The organism is Kitasatospora sp. NPDC088134 (genome assembly GCF_044741705.1).
Classification (GTDB): Bacteria; Actinomycetota; Actinomycetes; order Streptomycetales; family Streptomycetaceae; genus Kitasatospora.
Genome location: NZ_JBIUTD010000015.1, coordinates 13,390 through 33,798, shown reverse-complemented (window position 1 = coordinate 33,798; position 20,409 = coordinate 13,390). Strand labels below are relative to the sequence as shown.

At 72.8% G+C, this 20,409-nt stretch carries 20 protein-coding genes and 1 pseudogene; 19 read left to right on the top strand and 2 right to left on the bottom strand.

What is annotated here, in order from left to right:
• Positions 1-88 precede the first annotated feature (88 nt).
• The 16 genes and pseudogenes from proS (at position 89) to dprA (ending at position 15,053) form a co-directional block, all read left to right on the top strand.
• Positions 89-1,501 (top strand): proline--tRNA ligase, encoded by a 1,413-nt coding sequence (gene proS, locus ACIOHG_RS22845; RefSeq protein ID WP_400953432.1) that lies wholly within the window; start codon positions 89-91, stop codon positions 1,499-1,501.
• A 442-nt stretch (positions 1,502-1,943) separates the two neighbouring features.
• Positions 1,944-2,522, top strand: coding sequence for a hypothetical protein (locus ACIOHG_RS22840; RefSeq protein WP_400953431.1), 579 nt, complete (start codon positions 1,944-1,946; stop codon positions 2,520-2,522).
• Between the two features lie 352 nt (positions 2,523-2,874).
• Complete coding sequence (gene rpsP, locus ACIOHG_RS22835) at positions 2,875-3,303, top strand: 30S ribosomal protein S16 (protein ID WP_400953430.1); 429 nt, start codon at positions 2,875-2,877, stop codon at positions 3,301-3,303.
• Between the two features lie 2 nt (positions 3,304-3,305).
• Positions 3,306-3,545, top strand: a complete 240-nt coding sequence (locus ACIOHG_RS22830) for an RNA-binding protein (protein ID WP_030458813.1) — start codon at positions 3,306-3,308, stop codon at positions 3,543-3,545.
• Positions 3,546-3,732: 187 nt separating this feature from the next.
• Positions 3,733-4,386: a ribosome maturation factor RimM gene (rimM, locus tag ACIOHG_RS22825; RefSeq protein ID WP_400953429.1), complete on the top strand. Its 654-nt coding sequence runs from the start codon at positions 3,733-3,735 to the stop codon at positions 4,384-4,386.
• A gap of 5 nt (positions 4,387-4,391) precedes the next feature.
• A complete protein-coding gene (gene trmD / locus ACIOHG_RS22820) occupies positions 4,392-5,222 on the top strand; it encodes a tRNA (guanosine(37)-N1)-methyltransferase TrmD (RefSeq protein ID WP_400953549.1) in 831 nt (276 codons plus the stop codon).
• A 156-nt stretch (positions 5,223-5,378) separates the two neighbouring features.
• A complete protein-coding gene (rplS, locus tag ACIOHG_RS22815) occupies positions 5,379-5,729 on the top strand; it encodes a 50S ribosomal protein L19 (RefSeq protein ID WP_014138268.1) in 351 nt (116 codons plus the stop codon).
• Positions 5,730-5,794: 65 nt separating this feature from the next.
• Entirely contained in the window at positions 5,795-6,736 is a 942-nt protein-coding gene (gene lepB / locus ACIOHG_RS22810; protein ID WP_400953428.1) for a signal peptidase I, read from the top strand.
• Positions 6,737-6,782: 46 nt separating this feature from the next.
• Positions 6,783-7,883 (top strand): signal peptidase I, encoded by a 1,101-nt coding sequence (gene lepB, locus ACIOHG_RS22805; protein ID WP_400953427.1) that lies wholly within the window; start codon positions 6,783-6,785, stop codon positions 7,881-7,883.
• A gap of 214 nt (positions 7,884-8,097) precedes the next feature.
• Positions 8,098-9,000, top strand: a complete 903-nt coding sequence (gene lepB / locus ACIOHG_RS22800; protein WP_400953548.1) for a signal peptidase I — start codon at positions 8,098-8,100, stop codon at positions 8,998-9,000.
• Between the two features lie 227 nt (positions 9,001-9,227).
• Positions 9,228-9,914 carry a signal peptidase I gene (gene lepB / locus ACIOHG_RS22795; RefSeq protein WP_400953426.1) on the top strand — a complete coding sequence of 229 codons (687 nt, stop codon included), beginning with the start codon at positions 9,228-9,230 and terminating at the stop codon, positions 9,912-9,914.
• Positions 9,915-10,008: 94 nt separating this feature from the next.
• The gene (locus ACIOHG_RS22790) at positions 10,009-10,485 is read left to right on the top strand and encodes an NUDIX hydrolase (RefSeq protein ID WP_400953425.1); all 477 of its coding nucleotides are present in this window, start codon (positions 10,009-10,011) and stop codon (positions 10,483-10,485) included.
• 56 nt (positions 10,486-10,541) lie between these two features.
• On the top strand, positions 10,542-10,868 hold the full coding sequence (locus tag ACIOHG_RS22785) for a DUF2469 domain-containing protein (protein ID WP_014138274.1): 327 nt from the start codon (positions 10,542-10,544) through the stop codon (positions 10,866-10,868).
• Between the two features lie 215 nt (positions 10,869-11,083).
• Positions 11,084-11,368 (top strand): annotated as a pseudogene (locus tag ACIOHG_RS22780) (YraN family protein); the annotation flags it as partial.
• A 268-nt stretch (positions 11,369-11,636) separates the two neighbouring features.
• On the top strand, positions 11,637-13,289 hold the full coding sequence (locus ACIOHG_RS22775) for a YifB family Mg chelatase-like AAA ATPase (RefSeq protein WP_400953424.1): 1,653 nt from the start codon (positions 11,637-11,639) through the stop codon (positions 13,287-13,289).
• 555 nt (positions 13,290-13,844) lie between these two features.
• Positions 13,845-15,053 (top strand): DNA-processing protein DprA, encoded by a 1,209-nt coding sequence (gene dprA, locus ACIOHG_RS22770; protein ID WP_400953422.1) that lies wholly within the window; start codon positions 13,845-13,847, stop codon positions 15,051-15,053.
• Between the two features lie 848 nt (positions 15,054-15,901).
• On the opposite strand, the gene ACIOHG_RS22765 is transcribed toward dprA, so the two are convergent.
• Positions 15,902-16,258, bottom strand: a complete 357-nt coding sequence (locus ACIOHG_RS22765; RefSeq protein ID WP_400953420.1) for a hypothetical protein — start codon at positions 16,256-16,258, stop codon at positions 15,902-15,904.
• A 79-nt stretch (positions 16,259-16,337) separates the two neighbouring features.
• Here ACIOHG_RS22765 and whiG point away from each other — a divergent pair, with 79 nt between their 5' ends.
• Together whiG and ACIOHG_RS22755 are read left to right on the top strand one after the other, a co-directional pair.
• Positions 16,338-17,195 carry an RNA polymerase sigma factor WhiG gene (gene whiG / locus ACIOHG_RS22760; RefSeq protein WP_400953547.1) on the top strand — a complete coding sequence of 286 codons (858 nt, stop codon included), beginning with the start codon at positions 16,338-16,340 and terminating at the stop codon, positions 17,193-17,195.
• A 164-nt stretch (positions 17,196-17,359) separates the two neighbouring features.
• Positions 17,360-18,073, top strand: a complete 714-nt coding sequence (locus tag ACIOHG_RS22755; RefSeq protein WP_400953419.1) for a TetR/AcrR family transcriptional regulator — start codon at positions 17,360-17,362, stop codon at positions 18,071-18,073.
• 46 nt (positions 18,074-18,119) lie between these two features.
• On the opposite strand, the gene ACIOHG_RS22750 is transcribed toward ACIOHG_RS22755, so the two are convergent.
• The gene (locus ACIOHG_RS22750; RefSeq protein WP_400953417.1) at positions 18,120-18,647 is read right to left on the bottom strand and encodes a murein hydrolase activator EnvC family protein; all 528 of its coding nucleotides are present in this window, start codon (positions 18,645-18,647) and stop codon (positions 18,120-18,122) included.
• A gap of 811 nt (positions 18,648-19,458) precedes the next feature.
• Here ACIOHG_RS22750 and rpsB point away from each other — a divergent pair.
• Positions 19,459-20,361 carry a 30S ribosomal protein S2 gene (rpsB, locus tag ACIOHG_RS22745; RefSeq protein ID WP_400953415.1) on the top strand — a complete coding sequence of 301 codons (903 nt, stop codon included), beginning with the start codon at positions 19,459-19,461 and terminating at the stop codon, positions 20,359-20,361.
• The last annotated feature ends 48 nt before the right edge of the window (positions 20,362-20,409 follow it).

The following is a 20,409-nucleotide window of genomic DNA, read 5'->3' as shown; positions in this document are numbered from 1 at the left end:
CCCGGAAACACGGTGCGGACGATCCGGGTCCACGGGCCGGGTGACCCGGATTCACGGTCCGGGCCCGGTTTTCCGTACCATTCGGCGCATGGCTAAGGCACCCGTTCTCACTCCCCAGGCGGAAGACTTCCCCCGCTGGTACCAGGACCTCATCAACAAGGCCGAGCTGGCCGACAACGGTCCGGTGCGCGGCACCATGGTCATCCGACCGTACGGCTACGGCCTGTGGGAGCGGATGCAGCAGGAGATGGACGCGCGGATCAAGAAGGCGGGCGCCCAGAACGCCTACTTCCCGATGTTCATCCCGCAGTCCTACCTGACGAAGGAGGCCGAGCACGTCGAGGGCTTCGCCCCCGAGCTCGCGGTGGTCACCCACGGCGGCGGCAAGGAGCTGGACGAGCCGGTCGTGGTCCGGCCCACCTCCGAGACGATCATCAACGAGTACTTCTCCAAGTGGGTGCAGAGCCACCGCGACCTGCCGCTGCTGATCAACCAGTGGGCCAACGTGGTCCGTTGGGAGCTGCGCCCGCGGGTCTTCCTGCGCACCACCGAGTTCCTCTGGCAGGAGGGCCACACCGCCCACGCCACCTACGAGGACGCCCGCGACTACGCCTCGCTGATCCACACCGACGTGTACGGCGACTTCATGACCAACGTGCTCGGCATCGACGTGGTGCTCGGCCGGAAGACCGCCAAGGAGCGCTTCGCCGGCGCCATCAACACCCTCACTCTCGAAGGCATGATGGGGGACGGCAAGGCGCTGCAGATGGGCACCAGCCACGAGCTGGGCCAGAACTTCGCCAAGGCGTTCAACACCACCTACCAGCTGCAGGGCGCCGAGCGCGAGTACGTCTGGCAGACCTCCTGGGGCGTCTCGACCCGGATGGTCGGCGGCCTGATCATGTCCCACGGTGACGACAACGGCCTGCGGGTTCCGCCGCGGCTCGCCGCTGTCCAGGTCGTGGTGCTCGCCATCAAGGGCGAGGACGCCGTGCTGGCGAAGGTCCGCGAGATCGGCGCCGCGCTGGAGGCTGCGGGCGTGCGCGTGGTGGTCGACGACCGCACCGACACCCCGTTCGGCCGCCGCGCCGTGGACTGGGAGCTCAAGGGCGTCCCGCTGCGGATCGAGGTCGGCCCGCGCGACCTGGAGGCCGGCACCGCGATGCTGGTCCGCCGGATCGCCGGCGGCAAGGAGCCGGTCCAGGTCGACTCCCTGGCCGCGATCGTCCCCGGCATCCTGGAGGAGGACCAGGCGCAGCTGCTGCGCGAGTCCCGCGAGCGCCGCGAGTCCCGCACCGTCGACGTCAAGACCGTCGACGAGGCCGTCGAGGCCGCCGCCACCGGCTGGGGCCGGATCTCCTGGGCCGAGCTCGGCCCCGAGGGCGAGGCCAAGCTGGCCGAGCAGGGCGTGTCGGTGCGCTGCATCGTCGCCGCGGACGGCACCGTCCCGGCCGCCGACGACCAGCCCGGCAACCTCGCCCTGGTCGCCCGCGCGTACTGACCCGCCCGCGCCCGCCGGCCCCTCCGGGGGCGGCCCGTCCGAGGGGCGGGCAGCGGAATCCGGGCGCGCGGTGCACGCACCGCGCCGAACTGCGGGGGAAACGGGGTTCCGGACAATTCCGGAACCCCGGTCCACGTACTGGTAATTGAGACTACTGACCAGTCAACTCCCCGGGGTGGTCCACAAGCGGTACGGTGTACGGCCCGTGGCCCTGTCAATTTTCGGACAGGTCGCGGGCCGTCCGCCGTGGGGATGTTGGGCTCCGCGACGGGTGTCGAGTGCCCGGCGAAACCCGTCGGGTCCAAACGTGCAGGGGGTTGGTCTTGCGTCAGATCGGAGCCGCGCACATCGCGCGCGGACATGCATTCCTGAGAGTTCGCTGGGAATTCCCGAACAACGGAACCCGCCGGAACATCGGCTCTCACCCCATCGTTGGTACAGCGTGAGCACGACACAGCCCCTCGTCCTCGCGGCCGAACTGGCCGCCGCCTGGAGTGACATCCAGGCCCACCACCGGGACCTGCCCGACCTGGCGTCTCCCGAGGCGCTGATCGGCGAGTCCTCGTCGGCCTGCGGCACCCAGCTCAACTTCGAGCGACTGCTGCACGAGGCCGCCCACGGTCTCGCCGCCGCCCGGGAGATCCGCGACACCTCGCGGGCCGGCCGCTACCACAACCGGCGCTTCCTGCTGCTCGCCTCCGAGCTGGGCCTGGCCCACCCGGTCGAGCCGCACGCCAGCAGCGGCTTCTCCCAGGTGACGATGGGTCACGAGACCCGCGACCGCTACGCCGGGACGATCGAGCGTCTCGACCGCGCGCTCGGGGCGCACCAGCTCGCCGTGGCCGGCGAGGGCAACCACCGCGCGTTCCGCGGGCCGGCCGCCAGGCACGGCTCCTCGGGCGGCGGCGTCCGGGTCAAGGCGGTGTGCGGCTGCGGTCGCAACGTGCGCGTGGTCCCGTCCGTGCTGGCGCAGGCCTCCATCGTCTGCGGCGCCTGCCAGCAGCCGTTCAAGATCGCCTGAGCCGGGACGCGGGCGGGGTGCCCGCGAACCGGTCCGGCACGGTCGGCCGGCCCCGATCCGGGGCGGGGCGGTCGACGCTCGATCCTGTTGCCGAATCCTGTTGCGACGTACAGCTGTTGCCCGGGCCCGAGCGGCCCGACGACACCAGTGGGTCCTGCCGAGCCGTGCGGGGGCGCGGTCCGGGGGGCCTGGGCGGTGTGGCAGAATGGACAGCTGAGTACTCGGCAGCCAAGCAGGACCCTCTCTCCTTGAGGCTGGCGTGTCCACTGAACGGCACCTCGCGCCGCGTCCCCACGCGGCGGAGCGCTGCTCACCCACGTCAAGACCAGTCAAGACCAGGAGAACCACACCCGTGGCCGTCAAGATCAAGCTGAAGCGTCTGGGCAAGATCCGCTCCCCGCACTACCGCATCGTCGTCGCCGACTCGCGCACCAAGCGCGACGGCCGCGCGATCGAGGAGATCGGCGTCTACCAGCCGACCTACAACCCCTCGAAGATCGAGGTCGACGGCGAGCGCGCCCAGTACTGGCTGTCCGTCGGCGCCCAGCCGACCGAGCCGGTCCTCGCCATCCTCAAGCTGACCGGCGACTGGCAGAAGTTCAAGGGCCTGCCGGCTCCGGAGCCGCTGAAGGTGGCCGAGCCCAAGACCGAGGACTTCTCGCACCTGTTCGCCAAGGCCGTCGCCGGCTTCGAGGACGCCACCACCGGTGTCGCCATCACCCCGAAGGCCAAGAAGGCGGACAAGGCTGACGAGGCCGAGGCCGCTTCCACCGAGGCCTGAGCATGATCGAGGAAGCCCTCGACCACCTGGTGAAGGGCATCGTCGAGCACCCCGACGAGGTGCAGGTCCGCTCGCGCAACCTGCGCCGCGGGCACACCATCGAGGTGCGGGTGCACCCCGACGACCTCGGCAAGGTGATCGGCCGGGGCGGCCGCACGGCGCGCGCACTGCGCACCGTGGTCGGCGCCCTCGGCGGTCGCAACGTCCGGGTCGATCTGGTCGACGCGGACAGCCTCCGCTGACTCCTCGAACGCCGACCGACAGGTCGGCCACCGGGTCACAGGACCGGCCGGGACGCAACCGTCCCGGCCGGTCCTTCCGGTTTTCCGGCCCCGCTTCTGCCACTGTTTTTTCTGTCACTGTTTTTCGCAGTACCGCTCCGCATCAGGTCCCGCTCACCACCAGGCACATCTCAGGAGAACGATCACCGTGCAGCTCGTCGTCGGCAAGATCGGCCGCGCCCACGGCATCCGCGGGGACGTCAGCGTCGAGGTCCGCACCGACGAGCCGGAGCTGCGGCTCGGCCCCGGCGCGGTCCTGCTCACCGACCCCGCCGGCATCGGACCGCTGACCGTCGAGTCCGGCAAGGTGCACAGCGGCCGACTGCTGCTGCGCTTCGCCGGGGTCAAGGACCGCACCGCCGCCGAGGCGCTGCGCGGCACCTTCCTGATCGCCGAGGTCGACCCGGAGGAGACCCCCGAGGACCCCGACGAGTACTACGACCACCAGCTGATCGGCCTGGACGTCGTGCTGACCGACGGCACCCTGGTCGGCGAGCTCACCGAGGTGGTCCACCTGCCCTACCAGGACCTGCTCACCGTCCAGCGCCCCGACGGCACCGATGTGCTGATCCCGTTCGTCGAGCAGATCGTCCCCGTCATCGACCTGGACGAGCAGCGCGCCGTGATCACCCCGCCGCCCGGCCTGATCGACCCCGTGGACGCCGTGATCGCCTCCAACCGCGAGGCCGAGGCCGGCGGTGGTGCCGAAGCCGGTGCCGAAGCTGGCGTTGAAGCCGGTGTTGAAGCCGGTGCCGAGGGTGCGGGTGCCGAGGGTGCGGAGACTTCCGGGGGCGCGGAGTGAGCGACCTGCGGATCGACGTCGTCACGATCTTCCCCGAGTACCTGGAGCCGCTGAACGTCTCGCTGGTCGGCAAGGCCCGGGCCCGGGGCCAGCTCGACGTGCACCTGCACGACCTGCGGCAGTGGACCACCGACATCCACCGCACCGTGGACGACACCCCCTACGGCGGTGGCCCCGGCATGGTGATGAAGCCCGAGCCGTGGGGCGCCGCGCTGGACGCCGTCCTCGCCGCCGGGGCGGAGAGCGGGTCGGCGGGCGAGGTGCCGACCCTGGTGGTGCCGACGCCCAGTGGGCGCCCGTTCACCCAGGAGCTCGCCCAGGACCTGGCTGCCCGCCGGTGGCTGGCCTTCGCGCCCGCCCGCTACGAGGGCATCGACCGGCGGGTCATCGAGGAGGCCGCGACCCGGATGCCGGTGGTCGAGGCGTCCATCGGCGACTACGTGCTGGCCGGCGGCGAGGTCGCGGTGCTGGTGATGGTCGAGGCGATCGCCCGCCTGCTGCCCGGGGTGCTCGGCAACGCCGAGTCGCACCGGGACGACTCCTTCGCCCCCGGCGCGATGGCCGACCTGCTGGAGGGCCCGGTGTACACCAAGCCCGCCGAGTGGCGCGGCCGCGAGGTGCCGGAGATCCTGCTCAGCGGCCACCACGGGAAGATCGCCCAGTGGCGGCGCGAGCAGGCATTCGCCCGGACCCTCGCCAACCGGCCCGACCTGGTGGCCCGTTGGCAGCGCGAGGCGTTCAGCAAGAAGGAACGCGAGGCACTCAGCGTGCTCGGCCTGGCCTGGGACGAGGCCACCGGCCGATTTCGGTCCGTGGCGGACCCTGTGGAACAATAGGCGACTGTTGTCTGTCGCCCGGCTCCCCTCGTGGGGGTCAGTGGACCGGTGCCCCCGCCACGGGGGGCTCACCGTCAGCCGAAGCGGCCCGCAGCACCACCCCAGTTGAATCGAACTTCCGTGGGCGGCCCGTGGCGCCTGCGATGGAGAGCAACGATGAGCAACAAGCTCGCTGCTGTCGACGCGGCCTCGCTGCGTACTGACATCCCCGCCTTCCGCCCCGGCGACACCCTCAAGGTGCACGTCCGAGTCATCGAAGGCAGCCGCTCGCGCGTCCAGGTCTTCCAGGGCGTCGTCATCCGTCGTCACGGCGCCGGCATCGGTGAGACCTTCACCGTCCGCAAGGTCAGCTTCAACGTCGGTGTCGAGCGCACCTTCCCGGTGCACACCCCGGTCGTCGAGAAGATCGAGGTCGTGACCCGCGGTGCGGTCCGCCGCGCCAAGCTGTACTACCTGCGTGACCTCCGCGGCAAGGCCGCGAAGATCAAGGAGAAGCGCGACGCGTGATCGCGCACGCTTGACGGGGGTCGGCCCTCCGCCCGGTACTGACCGGGAGGATAAGCTCACCCCCGATGAGCACGCACGAGCCACTGACGGACCGCGCCGGCGTTTCCGCACCCACGGGTACGGAATCACCGGCGCGGTCCGTCGGCGTTTCCGCACCCGCCCCGGCCGCTACGGGCTGCCGTGCACTGGACGGGACCGCCGAGGACGCCACGCCCGGTGACGACGCGTCCGGTGCCAGTGCTGACGCTGGTGCTGACGCTGGTGCCGGTGCCGGTGCCGGTGCCGGTGCCGGTGCCGATGCCGATGCCGCTGGCGCTGGCGATGCGGAGCCGGAGGCCGGTGGGCGGCGGTGGTCGAGGGACCTGCTGTGGATCGGTGCGGTCTGCGTGGTGGCCCTGCTGCTGGTGAACGCCTTCGTGGCGCGCCCCTTCGCGGTGCCCTCCGGTTCGATGGAGGGGACGCTGGAGCCCGGCGATCGGGTCCTGGCCGATCAGCTCGCGTACGCCTTCGGCGACCGCCCGCAGCGGGGCGACGTGGTGGTCTTCGACGGCATCGGCTCCTTCCTGCCGTACCAGGACGAACCGACCGGTGTGCGGCGCCTGTTGACGCGGGCGGGGCTCGCCCCGGTCGGCGACACGGTCTACGTGAAGCGGGTCATCGGTCTGGGCGGCGACCGGGTCACCTGTTGCGGCGACGACGGCCGGCTCCGGGTCAACGGCGTGCCGCTGGACGAGAGCGCCTATCTGTTCCCCGGCGACGCGCCGTCGGCGGTACCGTTCGACATCGTGGTTCCTGCCGGGAAGTTGTGGGTGATGGGCGACCACCGCAGTGCCTCCCGCGACTCCCGCGACCACCTCGGCGAGCCCGGCGGCGGCGCCGTCCCCGAGGACAAGGTGATCGGGCGGGCCTCCTGGGTCCTGTTCCCCCTCGGCCGGGCGACCTCGCTCGACCGGCCGGCGGCGTTCGCCGCGATCGAGGGGACAGGTGGCCATGGGGAGCAGAGGTAGACCCCGGAACTCCGCCGACGGCATGGCCGGCCCCGGTCCCGGCCCTGTGGCCACGGGCCGCTCCCGGCACCTGCCCGCCACCGGACCCGGTCCGGACCTCGGCCCCGGCCCCGGTTCTGATCCCGCCCCCGCCTTCGGTTTCGCGGCCGCCCCGGAGTTCGAGTCGGTGTACGTGCCCGTGGCGGACGGCGCAGCCGAGGGCATCGGCGGCCAGGCGGGCGCCGTCGGCCCGCTCGGCACCGCCGGTGCCGTCACGGACGCCGCCGGTGGGGCCGGTACGGCCGGTGCCGCGGAGCGGTCCGCGCGGGGCCGTGCCGAGCGGCGCCGTTCCGCGAAGCGGGCCGCCCGCCGCAGCCGGCGCTCCTTCCTGCGCGAGCTACCGGTGGTCGTGGTGGTGGCGCTGGTCATCGCGGTGGTGCTGAAGACCTTCCTGCTCCAGGTGTTCGTGATTCCCTCCGGTTCGATGGAACAGACCCTGCAGATCGGTGACCGGGTCGTGGTGGACAAGCTCACGCCGTGGTTCGGGGCCGAGCCGAGCCGTGGCGAGGTGGTGGTCTTCAAGGACCCGGGCGGGTGGCTGGAGAACGACCACAAGCCGTCCACCGACGGGCCCGTCCTGCGGCGGACGAAGTCGGTGTTCTCCGCGGTGGGGCTCCTTCCCTCCGACAGCGAACGGGACTTGATCAAGCGGGTCATCGGCGTGGGTGGCGACACCGTCGAGTGCTGCGACGACAGGGGCCGGATCAGCGTGAACGGCACCCCGCTGGACGAGCCGTACATCGCGGCCGGGAACTCCCCCTCGCGGATCACCTTCAAGGTGACGGTGCCTCAGGGGCGGCTGTGGGTGATGGGGGACCACCGCGACCTCTCCGCCGACTCCCGCTACCACATGGGCAATCCGGGCTCCGGGACGATTCCGGTGGCGAACGTGGTCGGCAGGGCCTTCGTGGTGGCCTGGCCGCTCTCCCACTTCGGTCAACTCGGTGTGCCTGATTCACTCTCCTCATTGCCGGAGCGGGCGTCAGGATCTGCGGCCGGTAGGCCGGTTCCTGCGGAACCCCCACTCGTTATGGGTGTGTTGGGCGTCCTTCCGGTCTTCGTCCGGCGGCGGAAACCGCGTCCTGGAGGCGGACCGGTGGGCGACTGACGGGTCGGTCGGCGCGTGGAGACACGGCTGGGCCGACCGGGAGTGATAGAGAAGTGCTGAAGTGCTCGGTTCCGGCCTGGTGTCGGGCGTGCCCCTCCCGGGCAAGCCAGAGGCGGGTTTTCGGTCGATCGCAGAGTGTGGTGCCCGCTGTGCGGCACTGGTGAGCGCGGGCGCGCGGGCGTCCGCACAGCAGGGAGGAGATGTCGTGGGGGATCTGGTGATCGGTGCCCGCTCAGGTGCTCCGGAGCCCGACGGGGAACCGGTGGGCGACCAGGGGACGCAGGCCGGCGACGGCGACGCCGTCCGGGGCGCCGAGGCCGAGGAGGCGACCGACGAGGGGTCGGCGCCGGCCGTCCGGGCGCCCAAGCAGCGCTCCTTCTGGAAGGAACTGCCGATCCTGATCGGCATCGCCCTGGTCCTGGCGCTGGTGATCAAGACCTTCTTCGTCCAGGCGTTCTCGATCCCCTCGGGCTCGATGGAGAACACGCTCCAGGTCGGTGACCGGGTCCTGGTCGACAAGCTCACTCCCTGGTTCGGCTCGGAGCCGGAGCGCGGGGAGGTCGTGGTCTTCAAGGACCCGGGCGGCTGGCTGAACGACGAGCCGACCCAGCGCTCCGACAACTCCTTCATGCGCGGCGTCCAGGACGTGTTCAGCTTCATCGGGCTGATGCCGTCCAGCAACGAGAAGGACCTGATCAAGCGCGTCATCGCGGTCGGCGGCGACACCGTCGAGTGCCAGGGCTCGGGCCCGGTCAAGGTGAACGGCGTCGCGCTCGACGAGCCGTACATCTTCCCCGGCAACACCCCATGCGGGGAGAAACCGTTCGGCCCGCTGAAGGTGCCCGACGGCCGGATCTGGGTGATGGGCGACCACCGGGGCAACTCGCTGGACTCGCGGTACCACATGGACCAGCCCGGCGGCGGCACCGTTCCCAACGGGAACGTCGTCGGCCGTGCCTTCGTGGTGGCCTGGCCGATCGGCGACTGGGCAACGCTGCCCGTGCCGGACACCTTCGACCAGAAGGGCCTCGCGGCGGGCGGGCCGCTCGCTCCGGCGCTCGCCGGAGCCACCCTGACCGCCCCCCTCGCGTGGTGGGTGCGCAGGCGCCGCCGCTGAGCGGTGGCGAACCGGCCGCGAACGACTCTTGCGCGGGCCGTGGTACTCGTGAGTAATCTGCTCGCACGTGCCACGGCCCGCGCTGCTGTCCAGCCCCGGACGGCGATCGGCGGTCGGGCCGCGAGCGCTCGACCCGAGCGCGTGAGCGTCAGGAGAGGGCTGAGCCGATGAGCAGCGTCGCGGAGCGGACAGCGCGTACCGGGACCGGGTCGGGCCCCCGCCGGAGCGTGGCGTCGATCGTCCAGGGCGTGGTGATCGCGCTCGGTTTCGTGATGCTGGTCGGCGGCTTCGCCGTGCTGGCCGTCCAGTACCGGCCCTACAAGATCCCCACCGGCTCGATGAGCCCGACCCTGGAGTCCGGCGACACCGTGCTCGCCCGCACCGGCGCCGGATCGGCCGGGCGCGGCGACATCGTGGTCTTCCAGGACCAGGACTGGGGCAACGCGACCCTGGTGAAGCGGGTCGTCGCGGTCGGCGGCGACACCGTCTCCGGCGACGCCGCCGGGCGGATCACCGTCAACGGCAAGCCGGTGACCGAGCCGTACCTGGAGCCCGCGAAGGTGATGGCCACCGGCTTCTCGGTGACCGTGCCCGAGGGCCGGCTGTTCCTGCTCGGCGACTTCCGCGGCAACTCGATGGACTCGCGCAGCCACCTCGACGTGGCCTTCGGCACCGTCCCGGCCTCCGGGGTGAAGGCGCGGGTCGAGGCGGTCGTCCAGCCGATGTCCCGGGCCGGGCTGCAGCAGCGCACCGAGGCCTTTGCCGAGCTGGGCGCACCGGGCGCGCACGAGCCCGGTCCGCTGGTGCCGGCCGCCTGGACCTCGGTCGGCGGAGCGGTGCTGATCGTGCTGGCCTCCGCGGTCGGCTGGGTGGCCTCGCTGATCCGGCGGCTGCGCGGGCGGCGGAGGGCCTGACCCGGGAACCGACGGGAGGACCCGGCCCGCCGGGGCCGGGAGGCCGAGGGCGGCCCGCAGGCGCGTGCGCAGCCCGTGGAGGAAGGTGGGCCGGATGGCCGTCGAGCGGCGCAGGGCCGTGCGGGTGGTGCTGCTGGACCCGGACGGCCGCGTGCTGCTGCTGCGCGGCACCGACCCGGCCGTGCCGGGGACGGAGTGGTGGATCACCCCGGGCGGTGGCATCGAGCCGGGCGAGAGCCCGATCGAGGCGGCGCGGCGCGAGCTGGCCGAGGAGATCGGGCTGGTGGACGTGGAGTGGGGACCGCTGATCGCGTACGGCACGGTGGAGTTCTCCTATCGGGGGCGGGACTTCGAGCAGGAGCAGTGGTTCCACCTGGCCCGGATCGGGCGGGCCGAGGTGGCGTTGGCGGAGGGCGCGGCGGACGACGAGCACGCGCTGCTGCTGGGCGCCCACTGGTGGACGGTGGGTGAGTTGGAACGCACCGGGGAGACCGTCCACCCCCGCGAACTGGGCGCGCTGGTGGGCCGGGTTCTCACCGAAGGACCGCCAGAACCGCCAGTAAGGCTCTGAGCACGGGTCCGGTGGTCCACAATGGGGTGGACGTGACGAGTGAGGGGACGCTTGGAATGAGTGCCGAAGACCTCGAGAAGTACGAGACCGAGATGGAGCTCAAGCTCTACCGGGAGTACCGGGATGTCGTCGGCCTGTTCAAGTACGTGATCGAGACCGAGCGGCGCTTCTATCTGACGAACGACTACGACCTCCAGGTGCACTCGGTGCAGGGTGAGGTGTTCTTCGAAGTGTCGATGGCGGATGCCTGGGTCTGGGACATGTACCGACCGGCCCGGTTCGTTCGGAAGGTCCGCGTGCTGACTTTCAAGGACGTGAACATCGAGGAGCTCGCCAAGAGCGATCTCGAGCTGCCCTCGGACGATTCCGGGTTCGGGAACTGACCGTTCCACCCCGTTCAGCCGCCGCCGGCTGCGGTGACCTGGGAGCATGCTGCCCGGGTCACCGAGACTGGACGGCGCTGCCGACGGCTGGCCAGCGCAATTTTTGATTTGTCGCTCGAACGAGTGAGCCAATTTATCCACAGGCCCGGGTTATCCACAGGCTGAGGATTTCGCTGGCACGCTCCGGGGCTGCGACGGCAACCTTCCGACCGGAGGTGATTGCCGTGCAGAATCCCCACAAGATTTCCACCAGCGGCCTCGGTCGCTACGGCGAGGAGGTCGCCGCCCGCCAGCTCGCCGAGGGCGGGCTGTGCATCCTGGAGCGCAACTGGCGCTGCGCCGAGGGCGAGCTGGACATCGTCGCCCTGGACGGGGACACCCTCGCCGTGTGCGAGGTCAAGACCAGGTCCGAGCGCGGTTTCCAGCAGCCGTCCGAGGCCATCGACCACACCAAGGCCGACCGGCTGCGCCGCCTGGCCGAACGGTGGCTCGCGGAGCGCTGGCCGGTGCACTTCTCCCGCTTGGCGCTCGCCGTCGAGCGGGCGGAGTCCGCCGACCGGGCCGGGACGGTCGAACCACCGCCCGGGACGGCCGGTCCATCACCCGGGACGGACCGGCCGCCGCCCGGGGAGACCGGTCCATCACCCGGGGCGCCGCCCGGCGGCCCGGCCCCGCCGCCACCCGGCGGCGTCCGGATCGACCTGGTCGCGGTGGTCAACCGCCGCAAGGGCGCCGCCGAGGTCGAGCACCTGCGCGGGGCGGTCTGAGATGGCCTTCGCCCGCACCTGCTCGGTCGCCCTGGTCGGAGTGGACGGAGTCGTGGTCGAGGTCCAGGCGGACCTCGAACCCGGCCTCGCCGCCTTCAGCCTGGTGGGCCTCGCCGACAAAGCACTCCTGGAAGCCCGTGACCGCGTCCGCGCCGCCGTCTCCAACAGCGGCGAGAAATGGCCGCTGCGCAAACTCACCGTGGGCCTCACCCCCGCCTCCGTGCCCAAGAGCGGCAGCGGGTACGACCTGGCGGTGGCCTGCGCCGTCCTGGCGGCCGCCGAACGGCTCGACCCCGCGTCGATCGACGGCCTGCTGATCATCGGCGAGCTCGGGCTCGACGGCCGCGTGCGCCCGGTGCGCGGCGTCCTGCCCGCCGTGCTCGCCGCCGCCGAAGCCGGCTACCGGCAGGTCGTGGTCGCCGAACAGACCGCCGCCGAGGCCGAGTTGGTGCCGGGAGTGTCCGTCCTCGGCGTGCGCAGCCTGCGCCAGCTCATCGCCATCCTCACCAACGCCCCCGTCCCCGACGAACCACCCGACCTGGTCACCGGCCGCCCCGACTCCTCGTTCGCCGGACTGCTGCTGCCCGGACTCGGCGTCCGCGACGTGATGTCCGAACAGGTCGGCCGCCCCGACCTCGCCGACGTCGCGGGGCAGTACGAAGCCCGCCGAGCCCTGGAGATCGCCGCGGCGGGCGGCCACCACCTGTACCTCAAGGGTCCGCCCGGGGCCGGCAAGACCATGCTGGCCGAACGGCTCCCCGCCCTGCTCCCGGCGCTCACTCCGGCCGAAGCCCTCGAAGTGACCGCGATCCACTCCGTGGCCGGCCTGCTCCCGCCCGACCGGCCCCTGATCGACACCCCGCCGTACTGCGCCCCCCACCACTCGACCACCATGCCCGCCATCGTCGGCGGCGGGACGGGCCTGCCCAGACCCGGCGCCGTCTCCCTGGCCCACCGCGGCGTCCTGTTCCTCGACGAAGCCCCCGAGTTTCAAGTCAGGGTGCTCGACGCGCTGCGCCAACCCCTGGAGTCGGGGGAGGTGATGATCGCCAGGGCCGCGGGCGCGATGCGGCTCCCCGCCCGCTTCCTGCTCTGCCTGGCCGCCAACCCCTGCCCCTGTGGCCGCTACTCGCTGAGAGGAGAAGGATGCGAATGCACACCCGTCATGGTCAACCGCTACCAGGCGAGGCTGTCCGGTCCGCTGCTGGACCGGGTGGATCTCCAGGTGCAGGTCACCGGAGTCACCAAGGCCGAGCTGATGCAGCAGGGCGGAAAGGCCGAGAGCACGGCCACTGTCGCCGAGCGGGTCAGGGAGGCCCGCGCACGAGCCGCTGCTCGCCTCGCCGACACCCCGTGGCGGACCAACGCCGAAGTACCTGGGCACGAACTGCGCACGCGGTGGCAACTCGCACCAGGTTCGCTCGCCGACGCCGAGCGTGACCTCGACCGGGGCCTGCTCACCGCCCGCGGCCTCGACCGCGTCCTCCGGGTGGCCTGGACGGTCGCCGACCTGGCCAGGCGGGACCGCCCCGACCGCAGTGACATCAGGACGGCACTGATGCTCCGCACCGGCGTCCACCGCGCCACGCACCCGACGGACCGCCGGGCCGACCCCTACTACGACACCGACACCGACCTGGGCGGCGAGTACTGACCCGGACTCAGCTGTCGGGCCGTCACCGCCGCCGCGCAGCCCACCCACTCGCGCACCGAGCGAGAGATCACACCGCGCCCTGTACACGCCTGTCTGCCAGGAGTCCCCATGACCGCCTGCCCCGAATCCCGCGAGCGCACCGCCTCGCCCACCAGCCCCGAGAGGCTCACGACGCCGGCCCACGACACCGCGGGACTGCTCGCCGCACCCCGCCCCGGACGGGCTGCGGCCGGAACCGAACAGCACCACCCGGGAAATGGGCCGGCCGACGCCGACGGCCGAGCCGCTCCCGCCCGACACCCGTCGGGGGACCTGGGCCCGCCGCGCCCACCCGAAAGCCCCTCGGCCGCGGACGGCAGCGGCGATCTGCTCCACCGGCTGATCCGCGGCGCCGGTCCGCCCGCATCGCGCCGACCGTGCCGGTCGCCGGACGTCGCCCAGGTGCCGACGCGCGTGGTGCCGACGCGTGCGGCGCCGACGCACGCCCCGGCCGGGCCACCCGATGACGGGTGTCGCGCGGCCCGCCGACCGGGCGGGACGGTTCACCCGGAAGGGGTGCGGAACGAGCACCGCGTCGAGCGGCCCGCGAGGTGGGCCGAGGCGGACGCCGACGTCCGTCCCGTTCCGCCCGACCTCGAACGGGTGGCCCGGGCCGCGCTCACCCGGCTCATCGAACCCGGCGACGCCTCCGTCGGGCGTTCTGTCCAACGCCTCGGCGCGGAACGGCTGGTGCAGGGCATCCGCGAGGGGGCACCCCCGGACCGGCTGGGCCTCGGCGCCGACCGGATCGCCGCCTATCAGGAGAGGTTGCGAAAGTTCAACCCGGCCGTCGACCTGGAGCGGATCGCCAAGCTCGGTGGAAGGTTCATCATTCCGGGCGACATCGACTGGCCCTCCCAACTCGACGACCTCGGCGACAGCCGCCCGGTCGGACTGTGGGTCCGCGGCCGGTCCACGCCACGGCTGCCCTCGCTGCGGCTGCTCGCGCTGCGCTCGGTCGCCGTCGTCGGATCGCGGGCCTGCACCGGCTACGGCCGACACGTCGCCGGCCACCTCGGCTCGGAACTCGCCGAGCGCGGATGGGTGGTGGTCTCCGGAGCGGCCTACGGAGTCGACACCGCGGCCCACCTGGGGGCACTCGCGGTCAACGGGATGACGATCGCGGTCCTCGCCAGCGGTGTCGACATCTGCTATCCGCGTGGGAACGAAGCACTGATCGAACGGATCGCCGACGCGGGCCTGCTGGTCAGTGAGCTCGCCCTGGGGATGAACCCGACCCGCTTCCGGTTCGTGCTCCGCAACCGGGTGATAGCCGCGCTCACCCGCGGCACGGTGGTGGTCGAGGCCGCGCCGCGCAGCGGAGCCCTCAGCACCGCCCGCCGGGCCAGGGACCTCAACCGGCACACCATGGGTGTCCCGGGCCCGGTCACCTCCGAACTCTCGGCCGGCGTGCACACATTGATCCGCAGCGGCGCGGCGACCATGGTCACCAACGGCGCCGAAGTGGGGGAACTGGTCGGCTCCATCGGCGCCGACCTGGCACCGGAGCGGGTCGGGCCGATCCTGCCGCGCGACGCCCTGGAACCACCGGTGGCACGCGTCCTGGAAGCCGTCCCCGCGAGCGCCGACGGCGCGCCGGTCCGGCGACTCGCCCAATACGCCGCACTCTCCGAGGAAGCCACCGTCCATCACCTGCACGAGCTCAGCTCGCTCGGGTTCGTCGAACGACACGGGGCGCACTGGAGGCTGGTACGACGCAAATGATCACATTCGAGCAGGGCCGGACAGCACGGGCCGACCGAACGGGTCACCCGGTCAACCCGGCCGACCCCCAGGTGAGTTGAGCGGAAGACCGGAGGCGGCCGATCCCGACGGGCGACCCGGCGCTGCGCATGCGTCCGGCCGGGCGGTGGCGGTGGCAGGGGTCCGTGCTGGTCGGCGGGTCGATCGGGAGGCGCGGACTGACGGGAGGTCGGCGGTTCGGCCGCGACGCGCCGACAGGGCCCTTTGCTGCCACCGGATCGGGCGACGCCCGAGTGGCGGTAGCACTGTGCAGCGACTCGGTCACGCTACGCTCGCTTATGGCGTCCCTATCAGCACATGACTCGGCAGAACGGCGCAGACCAACGCATGCCCACTCACATTCCCGGACACAGGGTGACCGGTGACGGTCGGTCCCCGGACGGGACGGGGGCCGAGACCCGCAACGCCGCGGAGCTGCGGGCCAGGCCCACGGGAGTCGTGGGAATGACGAGGCCGGGCACCCCCCCGACCGCGACCCCACAGTCCCCGTCCCGTCCCGCCCCCTCCTCGCCCCTGCCGGGCCCCCCAGCCCCGCAGCTCCCAGTGCGACAGCCCCTGGCGAAGCCGGCGGCCGACCGGTCCGGGCAGGCGCTGCCCTGCCCACAGGCGGCGCCCCCGGGAACCACGGCCAAGGTCCAGCCGGGTGAGGGCGAGACCGCGCCCGCACTCCGGCCGGGCCGGGTGCCCCACGGCGCCCCGGCCGGTGACCGGTCCGGCCGTTTCGACGGCCCGGAGAGCGTCGCCGACAGTGGTTCGGACGGTGCCGGGTCGGACGGTGGGGCCACGGACGGAGCCCGGCGGCGGTCGGGTCAGGCCGTGACGGGGGCGACGTCCTCGGGGCAGCGCCCGGCGCGCGGCCGGGCCGAGCGGGGCGCCCGGGCCAAGGCCAAGGAGGCGTCGGCGCGCAGCACGCAGGTTCGCAGGCAGGCCGGCGGGCCGCCGGCGGTACGAACGTCGGAGCCCCCGGCGCGGTCCGCGGGGTACGGCCAGGCCCGGCCGCCGACGACACCTGTGCCGCCGACGGTCCCCAGGCCGGCGCCCACCGGTCCGCCCCCGCCCGGCCCCGTCCGGTCGACCACGCAGACCGGCCCGACCGGCGCGACCGGCCCGACGGGCGCCGGTGGTTCGACGGGGCTCGGGGCCCGGACGTCCTCCGGGTCCGCCACGCCCCCGCCCCTGCTGTCCTCGGTGCCCGCGGCCCCGGTGGGTGAAGAGGGCACGGTGCGCCCCGGCTCCGACGCCGCGATGCCCGCGCCCACCCAGGGCGGCGAGCAGCGCGGAGCGGCCGGAGAAGCGGCGGAAGCGGACCGCGCCAAGGGCGGTGAGCGCGGCCGGGGCGCCGACCAGTCGGCGCTGCAGGCGCTGTGGCGGTCGTACAAGGAGACGGGCGACCACGGGCTGCGCGATCAACTGATCCTGCACTACTCGCCGTTGGTGAAGTACGTCGCGGGCCGGGTCGGGGTCGGCCTGCCGGCGAACGTGGAGCAGGCGGACTTCGTGTCCTCCGGAGTGTTCGGGTTGATCGACGCGATCGAGAAGTTCGACATCGACCGGGCGATCAAGTTCGAGACCTACGCGATCAGCCGAATCCGCGGGGCGATCATCGACGAGCTGCGGGCACTGGACTGGATTCCCCGGTCGGTGCGGCAGAAGGCCAAGGCGGTCGAGCGGGCCTACGCCACCCTGGAGGCCAGGCTCCGGCGGACGCCGCACGACCCCGAAGTGGCCTCGGAGATGGGCATCTCGCTCGACGACCTGCACACCATTTTCAGCCAGCTGTCCCTGGCGAACGTGGTGGCGCTCGACGAACTGCTGCACTCGGCGGGCGAGGGCGGCGACCGGCTGACCCTGATGGAGACGCTGCCGGACAGCGGCGCCGACAACCCGGTCGAGATCGCCGAGGACCGCGAACTGCGGCGGCTGCTGGCCTCCGCGGTCAACACCCTGCCCGAACGCGAGAAGACCGTGGTGACGCTCTACTACTACGAGGGCCTCACCCTGGCGGAGATCGGGCAGGTGCTCGGCGTCACGGAGAGCCGGGTCAGCCAGATCCACACCAAGTCGGTCCTCCAGTTGCGGGCGAAGATGTCCGACGCCCGCTGACCGACCGGACCGCAGCCCCGGTGGGCGGGTGGACGAACGAGCCGCTCCGGCCGGTGGCGGGTACGGCGCGGAATCGGCCGCGCCGGGTCGGTGGGAGCGGTGACGCCTCCACCGGCCGTCAGCGTCCGTAGAGTTGGGACGTGCCGAAAATCCGGGCGGCCACGGTGGCCGAGCATCGACAGTTGCAGCAGGCGGCGCTGCTGGACGCCGCGCGCGTCCTGCTGGCGGAGGGCGGGCGGGACGCGCTGAACTTCGGCGCGCTCGCCGCGCGCACCGGGCTGGCCAGGTCCTCGGTGTACGAGTACTTCCGCTCCAAGTCCGAGCTGGTGGAAGCACTCTGCACGGCGGACCTCCCGCTCTGGGCCGCCGAGATCGAAGCCGCCATGACGGCCCGCGACAGTGCGACGGAACGGATCGAGGCCTACGTCCGGGGCCAGGTCGCGCTGGCCACCGACCCGGTGCACCGCGCCGTGGTGGCGGTCGCCGAGTTCGAGCTCGACGACGCCGCGCGGGCCCGCATCCGGACCGCCCACGTCGGACTCACCGCCATGGTGGTGCGCACCCTGGAAGACCTCGGCCACCGGCGGCCGGGCGTCGCGGCCGCACTGCTCCAGGGCGTGGTCGAAGCGGCCGTCCGGCAGATCGACCGCGTCCGGGGCGGGGAGGGCCAGGCCGACGCCGCCGCGGTCCGGGAGATCTCCGACGCGGCGGCCCGGTTCGCCCTGGACGGCCTGCGCCCGACGAACCGCCCGGAGGACGACACCCCGGCGGGCAACGCCCCGCAGCACGTCACCCCGGAGCACGTCACTCCGGAGCGGGAGCGCAAGGACGGGGGAGCGGACGAGGCGGCGGGCGCGCCCCGGTGCGGCGGGAGCTGAACGCGGGAGGCCCGTCGACCGGCCCCGGCAGGGAGTCGATCCGGGGTCAGGGCCCGTCGAGCGGCAGCAGGCGGGCCCGACCGGTGCCGAGCAGGGCGAGCGGGTCGAGGTAGCGGTCGCCGCGGAGCAGTCCCCAGTGCAGGCAGTCGACCGGACAGTGGCCCGAGTCGCCGGTCAGGACGCCGATCGCCTCACCCGCCGCGACGGCCGTGCCGACCGGCACCGACCCCGCCACCGGCAGGTAGGTGGTCCGCAGCGGGGGAGTGCCGGAGCCGGAGTGGGTCACCACCACGACCGGACGCCCCGCCACCTGCCCGGAGAAGGTCACCACCCCGGGCGCGGCCGCCCGCACCACCGAGCCGGGCGCGGCGGCCAGGTCCACGCCCCGGTGCCCGGCCGCCCATCGCACCGGCGGCGGATCGAACCGCTTCAACAACCCCGAACGATCACCCACCGGCCACACCCGCCCCGCACCGGGCCCGACCACGTCCTGCGCCGCCGAGCCCTGCACCGCCGAGCCCTGCACCACCGAGTCCCGCGCCGTCGCGTCCCGCACCAGGACGGCTCGTCCCACCGAAGCCGAAGCCGAAGCCGGTGCAGCCGCCCCCGCCCCCGCCCCCGCTGGCGTCGCCCCGAATCGGGCCTCCACCACGGCCGCGCCTCCCGGCCCGCCACCCCCAGCCGGCCCGCCCGCGAGCAGCCCGGCAGCCAGCCCGGCCGCCGCCCCGACCACCAGCGTCGCCGCCAGCCCCGTTGCCACCCGGACCACCCGGACCGCCCGGGACCCGCCCCGCAGCCACCCCATCCCGACCTCCCGAAATCCCGAAGTCCCGAAGTCCCAAAACCCGAAGCCTCGAAGTCCTGAAGCCCCGGCAGCCCGAAGCCTCGCACCACGGACGACCGGCCCGCCGGGCCGATCCGCGCACCACCCTGCTCCGCGCGGCCGCCGCCCCGCCCGCCGATTCCGGGAGCTGTGGACAGACCGGGGGCTGTGGACAACCGGCGTCCCCCGCAGGGGTGAACGGTGGGCCGCTGGTTGCCGGCGCCGGTGCCGAAGCGGGTGGTGGGAGCGCGCGGAGTCGCCCGTCGCTCGGGGCTTCCCGTACACTTCACACGCGACCCGGTCTGCCGGGTCGACTTCGCACGCCCCGCCACCGACAGTCGATCTCCCTCCGGGAGCGGTCGTCCGGTGCGAGTGCCGCTCGGTCCGCCGAGCCTGCCGAGGCCGCAAGCCTCGTCCAGGCCAAGCGGCTTGGCACGTCGGGGCGTCAGGCGTGACGGCCACCCGGCCGTCGCGGTGAAACCGAGAGTCCCGGCACCCCCAAGGGCGCGACGCGTTCGCGCCTCCGACGGCGCGCCGGGCGATACACCGAGGAGCACGGCACATGGCCGTCGTCACGATGCGGGAGCTGCTGGAGAGCGGCGTCCACTTCGGTCACCAGACCCGTCGTTGGAACCCGAAGATGAAGCGCTTCATCTTCACGGAGCGCAACGGCATCTACATCATCGACCTCCTGCAGTCGCTGAACTACATCGACCGCGCCTTCGAGTTCGTCAAGGAGACCGTTGCCCACGGCGGCAGCGTCCTCTTCGTCGGCACCAAGAAGCAGGCCCAGGAGGCCATCGCCGAGCAGGCGACCCGCGTGGGCATGCCGTACGTCAACCAGCGCTGGCTGGGCGGCATGCTGACCAACTTCTCGACCGTCTACAAGCGCCTGCAGCGCCTCAAGGAGCTCGGCGAGATCGACTTCACGGACGTGGCCGGTTCCGGCCTCACCAAGAAGGAGCTCCTGGTCCTCCAGCGCGAGTACGACAAGCTGGAGAAGACCCTCGGCGGTATCCGCGACATGCAGCGCGTTCCCAGCGCCGTCTGGATCGTGGACACCAAGAAGGAGCACATCGCGGTCGGCGAGGCCCGGAAGCTCAACATCCCGGTCGTCGCCATCCTCGACACCAACTGCGACCCCGACGAGGTCGACTACAAGATCCCGGGCAACGACGACGCGATCCGCTCCGTCACCCTGCTGACCCGCGTGATCGCCGACGCCGTCGCCGAGGGCCTCAAGTCCCGTGCCGGTGTCGCCAAGGGCGACGCGAAGGCCGAGCCGGGCGCCGACCAGCCGCTGGCCGCCTGGGAGAAGGAGATCCTCGAGGGCGAGAAGGCCGCCGAGGCCCCCGCCGCCGAGGCTCCCGCTGCCGAGGCCGTCACCGCCGAGGTCGTCACCGAGACCGAGGCCCCGGCCGAGGCCGCTGCGGAGGCTCCGGCCGCCGAGGCCGAGCAGGCCTGACGCACCACCAGGGTGAGGGGCACCGGCCGGGCTGAGCCGGTGGGTGCC

Excerpts from the sequence above, each read along its gene's own strand:
- rpsB (WP_400953415.1), top strand. The coding sequence starts at position 19,459 with ATGGCCGTCGTCACGATGCGGGAGCTGCTGGAGAGCGGCGTCCACTTC.
- ACIOHG_RS22830 (WP_030458813.1), top strand. The coding sequence starts at position 3,306 with ATGATCGAGGAAGCCCTCGACCACCTGGTGAAGGGCATCGTCGAGCAC.
- rplS (WP_014138268.1), top strand. The coding sequence starts at position 5,379 with ATGAGCAACAAGCTCGCTGCTGTCGACGCGGCCTCGCTGCGTACTGAC.
- lepB (WP_400953428.1), top strand. The coding sequence starts at position 5,795 with ATGAGCACGCACGAGCCACTGACGGACCGCGCCGGCGTTTCCGCACCC.
- ACIOHG_RS22785 (WP_014138274.1), top strand. The coding sequence starts at position 10,542 with ATGAGTGCCGAAGACCTCGAGAAGTACGAGACCGAGATGGAGCTCAAG.
- ACIOHG_RS22790 (WP_400953425.1), top strand. The coding sequence starts at position 10,009 with ATGGCCGTCGAGCGGCGCAGGGCCGTGCGGGTGGTGCTGCTGGACCCG.
- ACIOHG_RS22775 (WP_400953424.1), top strand. The coding sequence starts at position 11,637 with ATGGCCTTCGCCCGCACCTGCTCGGTCGCCCTGGTCGGAGTGGACGGA.
- whiG (WP_400953547.1), top strand. The coding sequence starts at position 16,338 with ATGCCCGCGCCCACCCAGGGCGGCGAGCAGCGCGGAGCGGCCGGAGAA.
- proS (WP_400953432.1), top strand. The coding sequence starts at position 89 with ATGGCTAAGGCACCCGTTCTCACTCCCCAGGCGGAAGACTTCCCCCGC.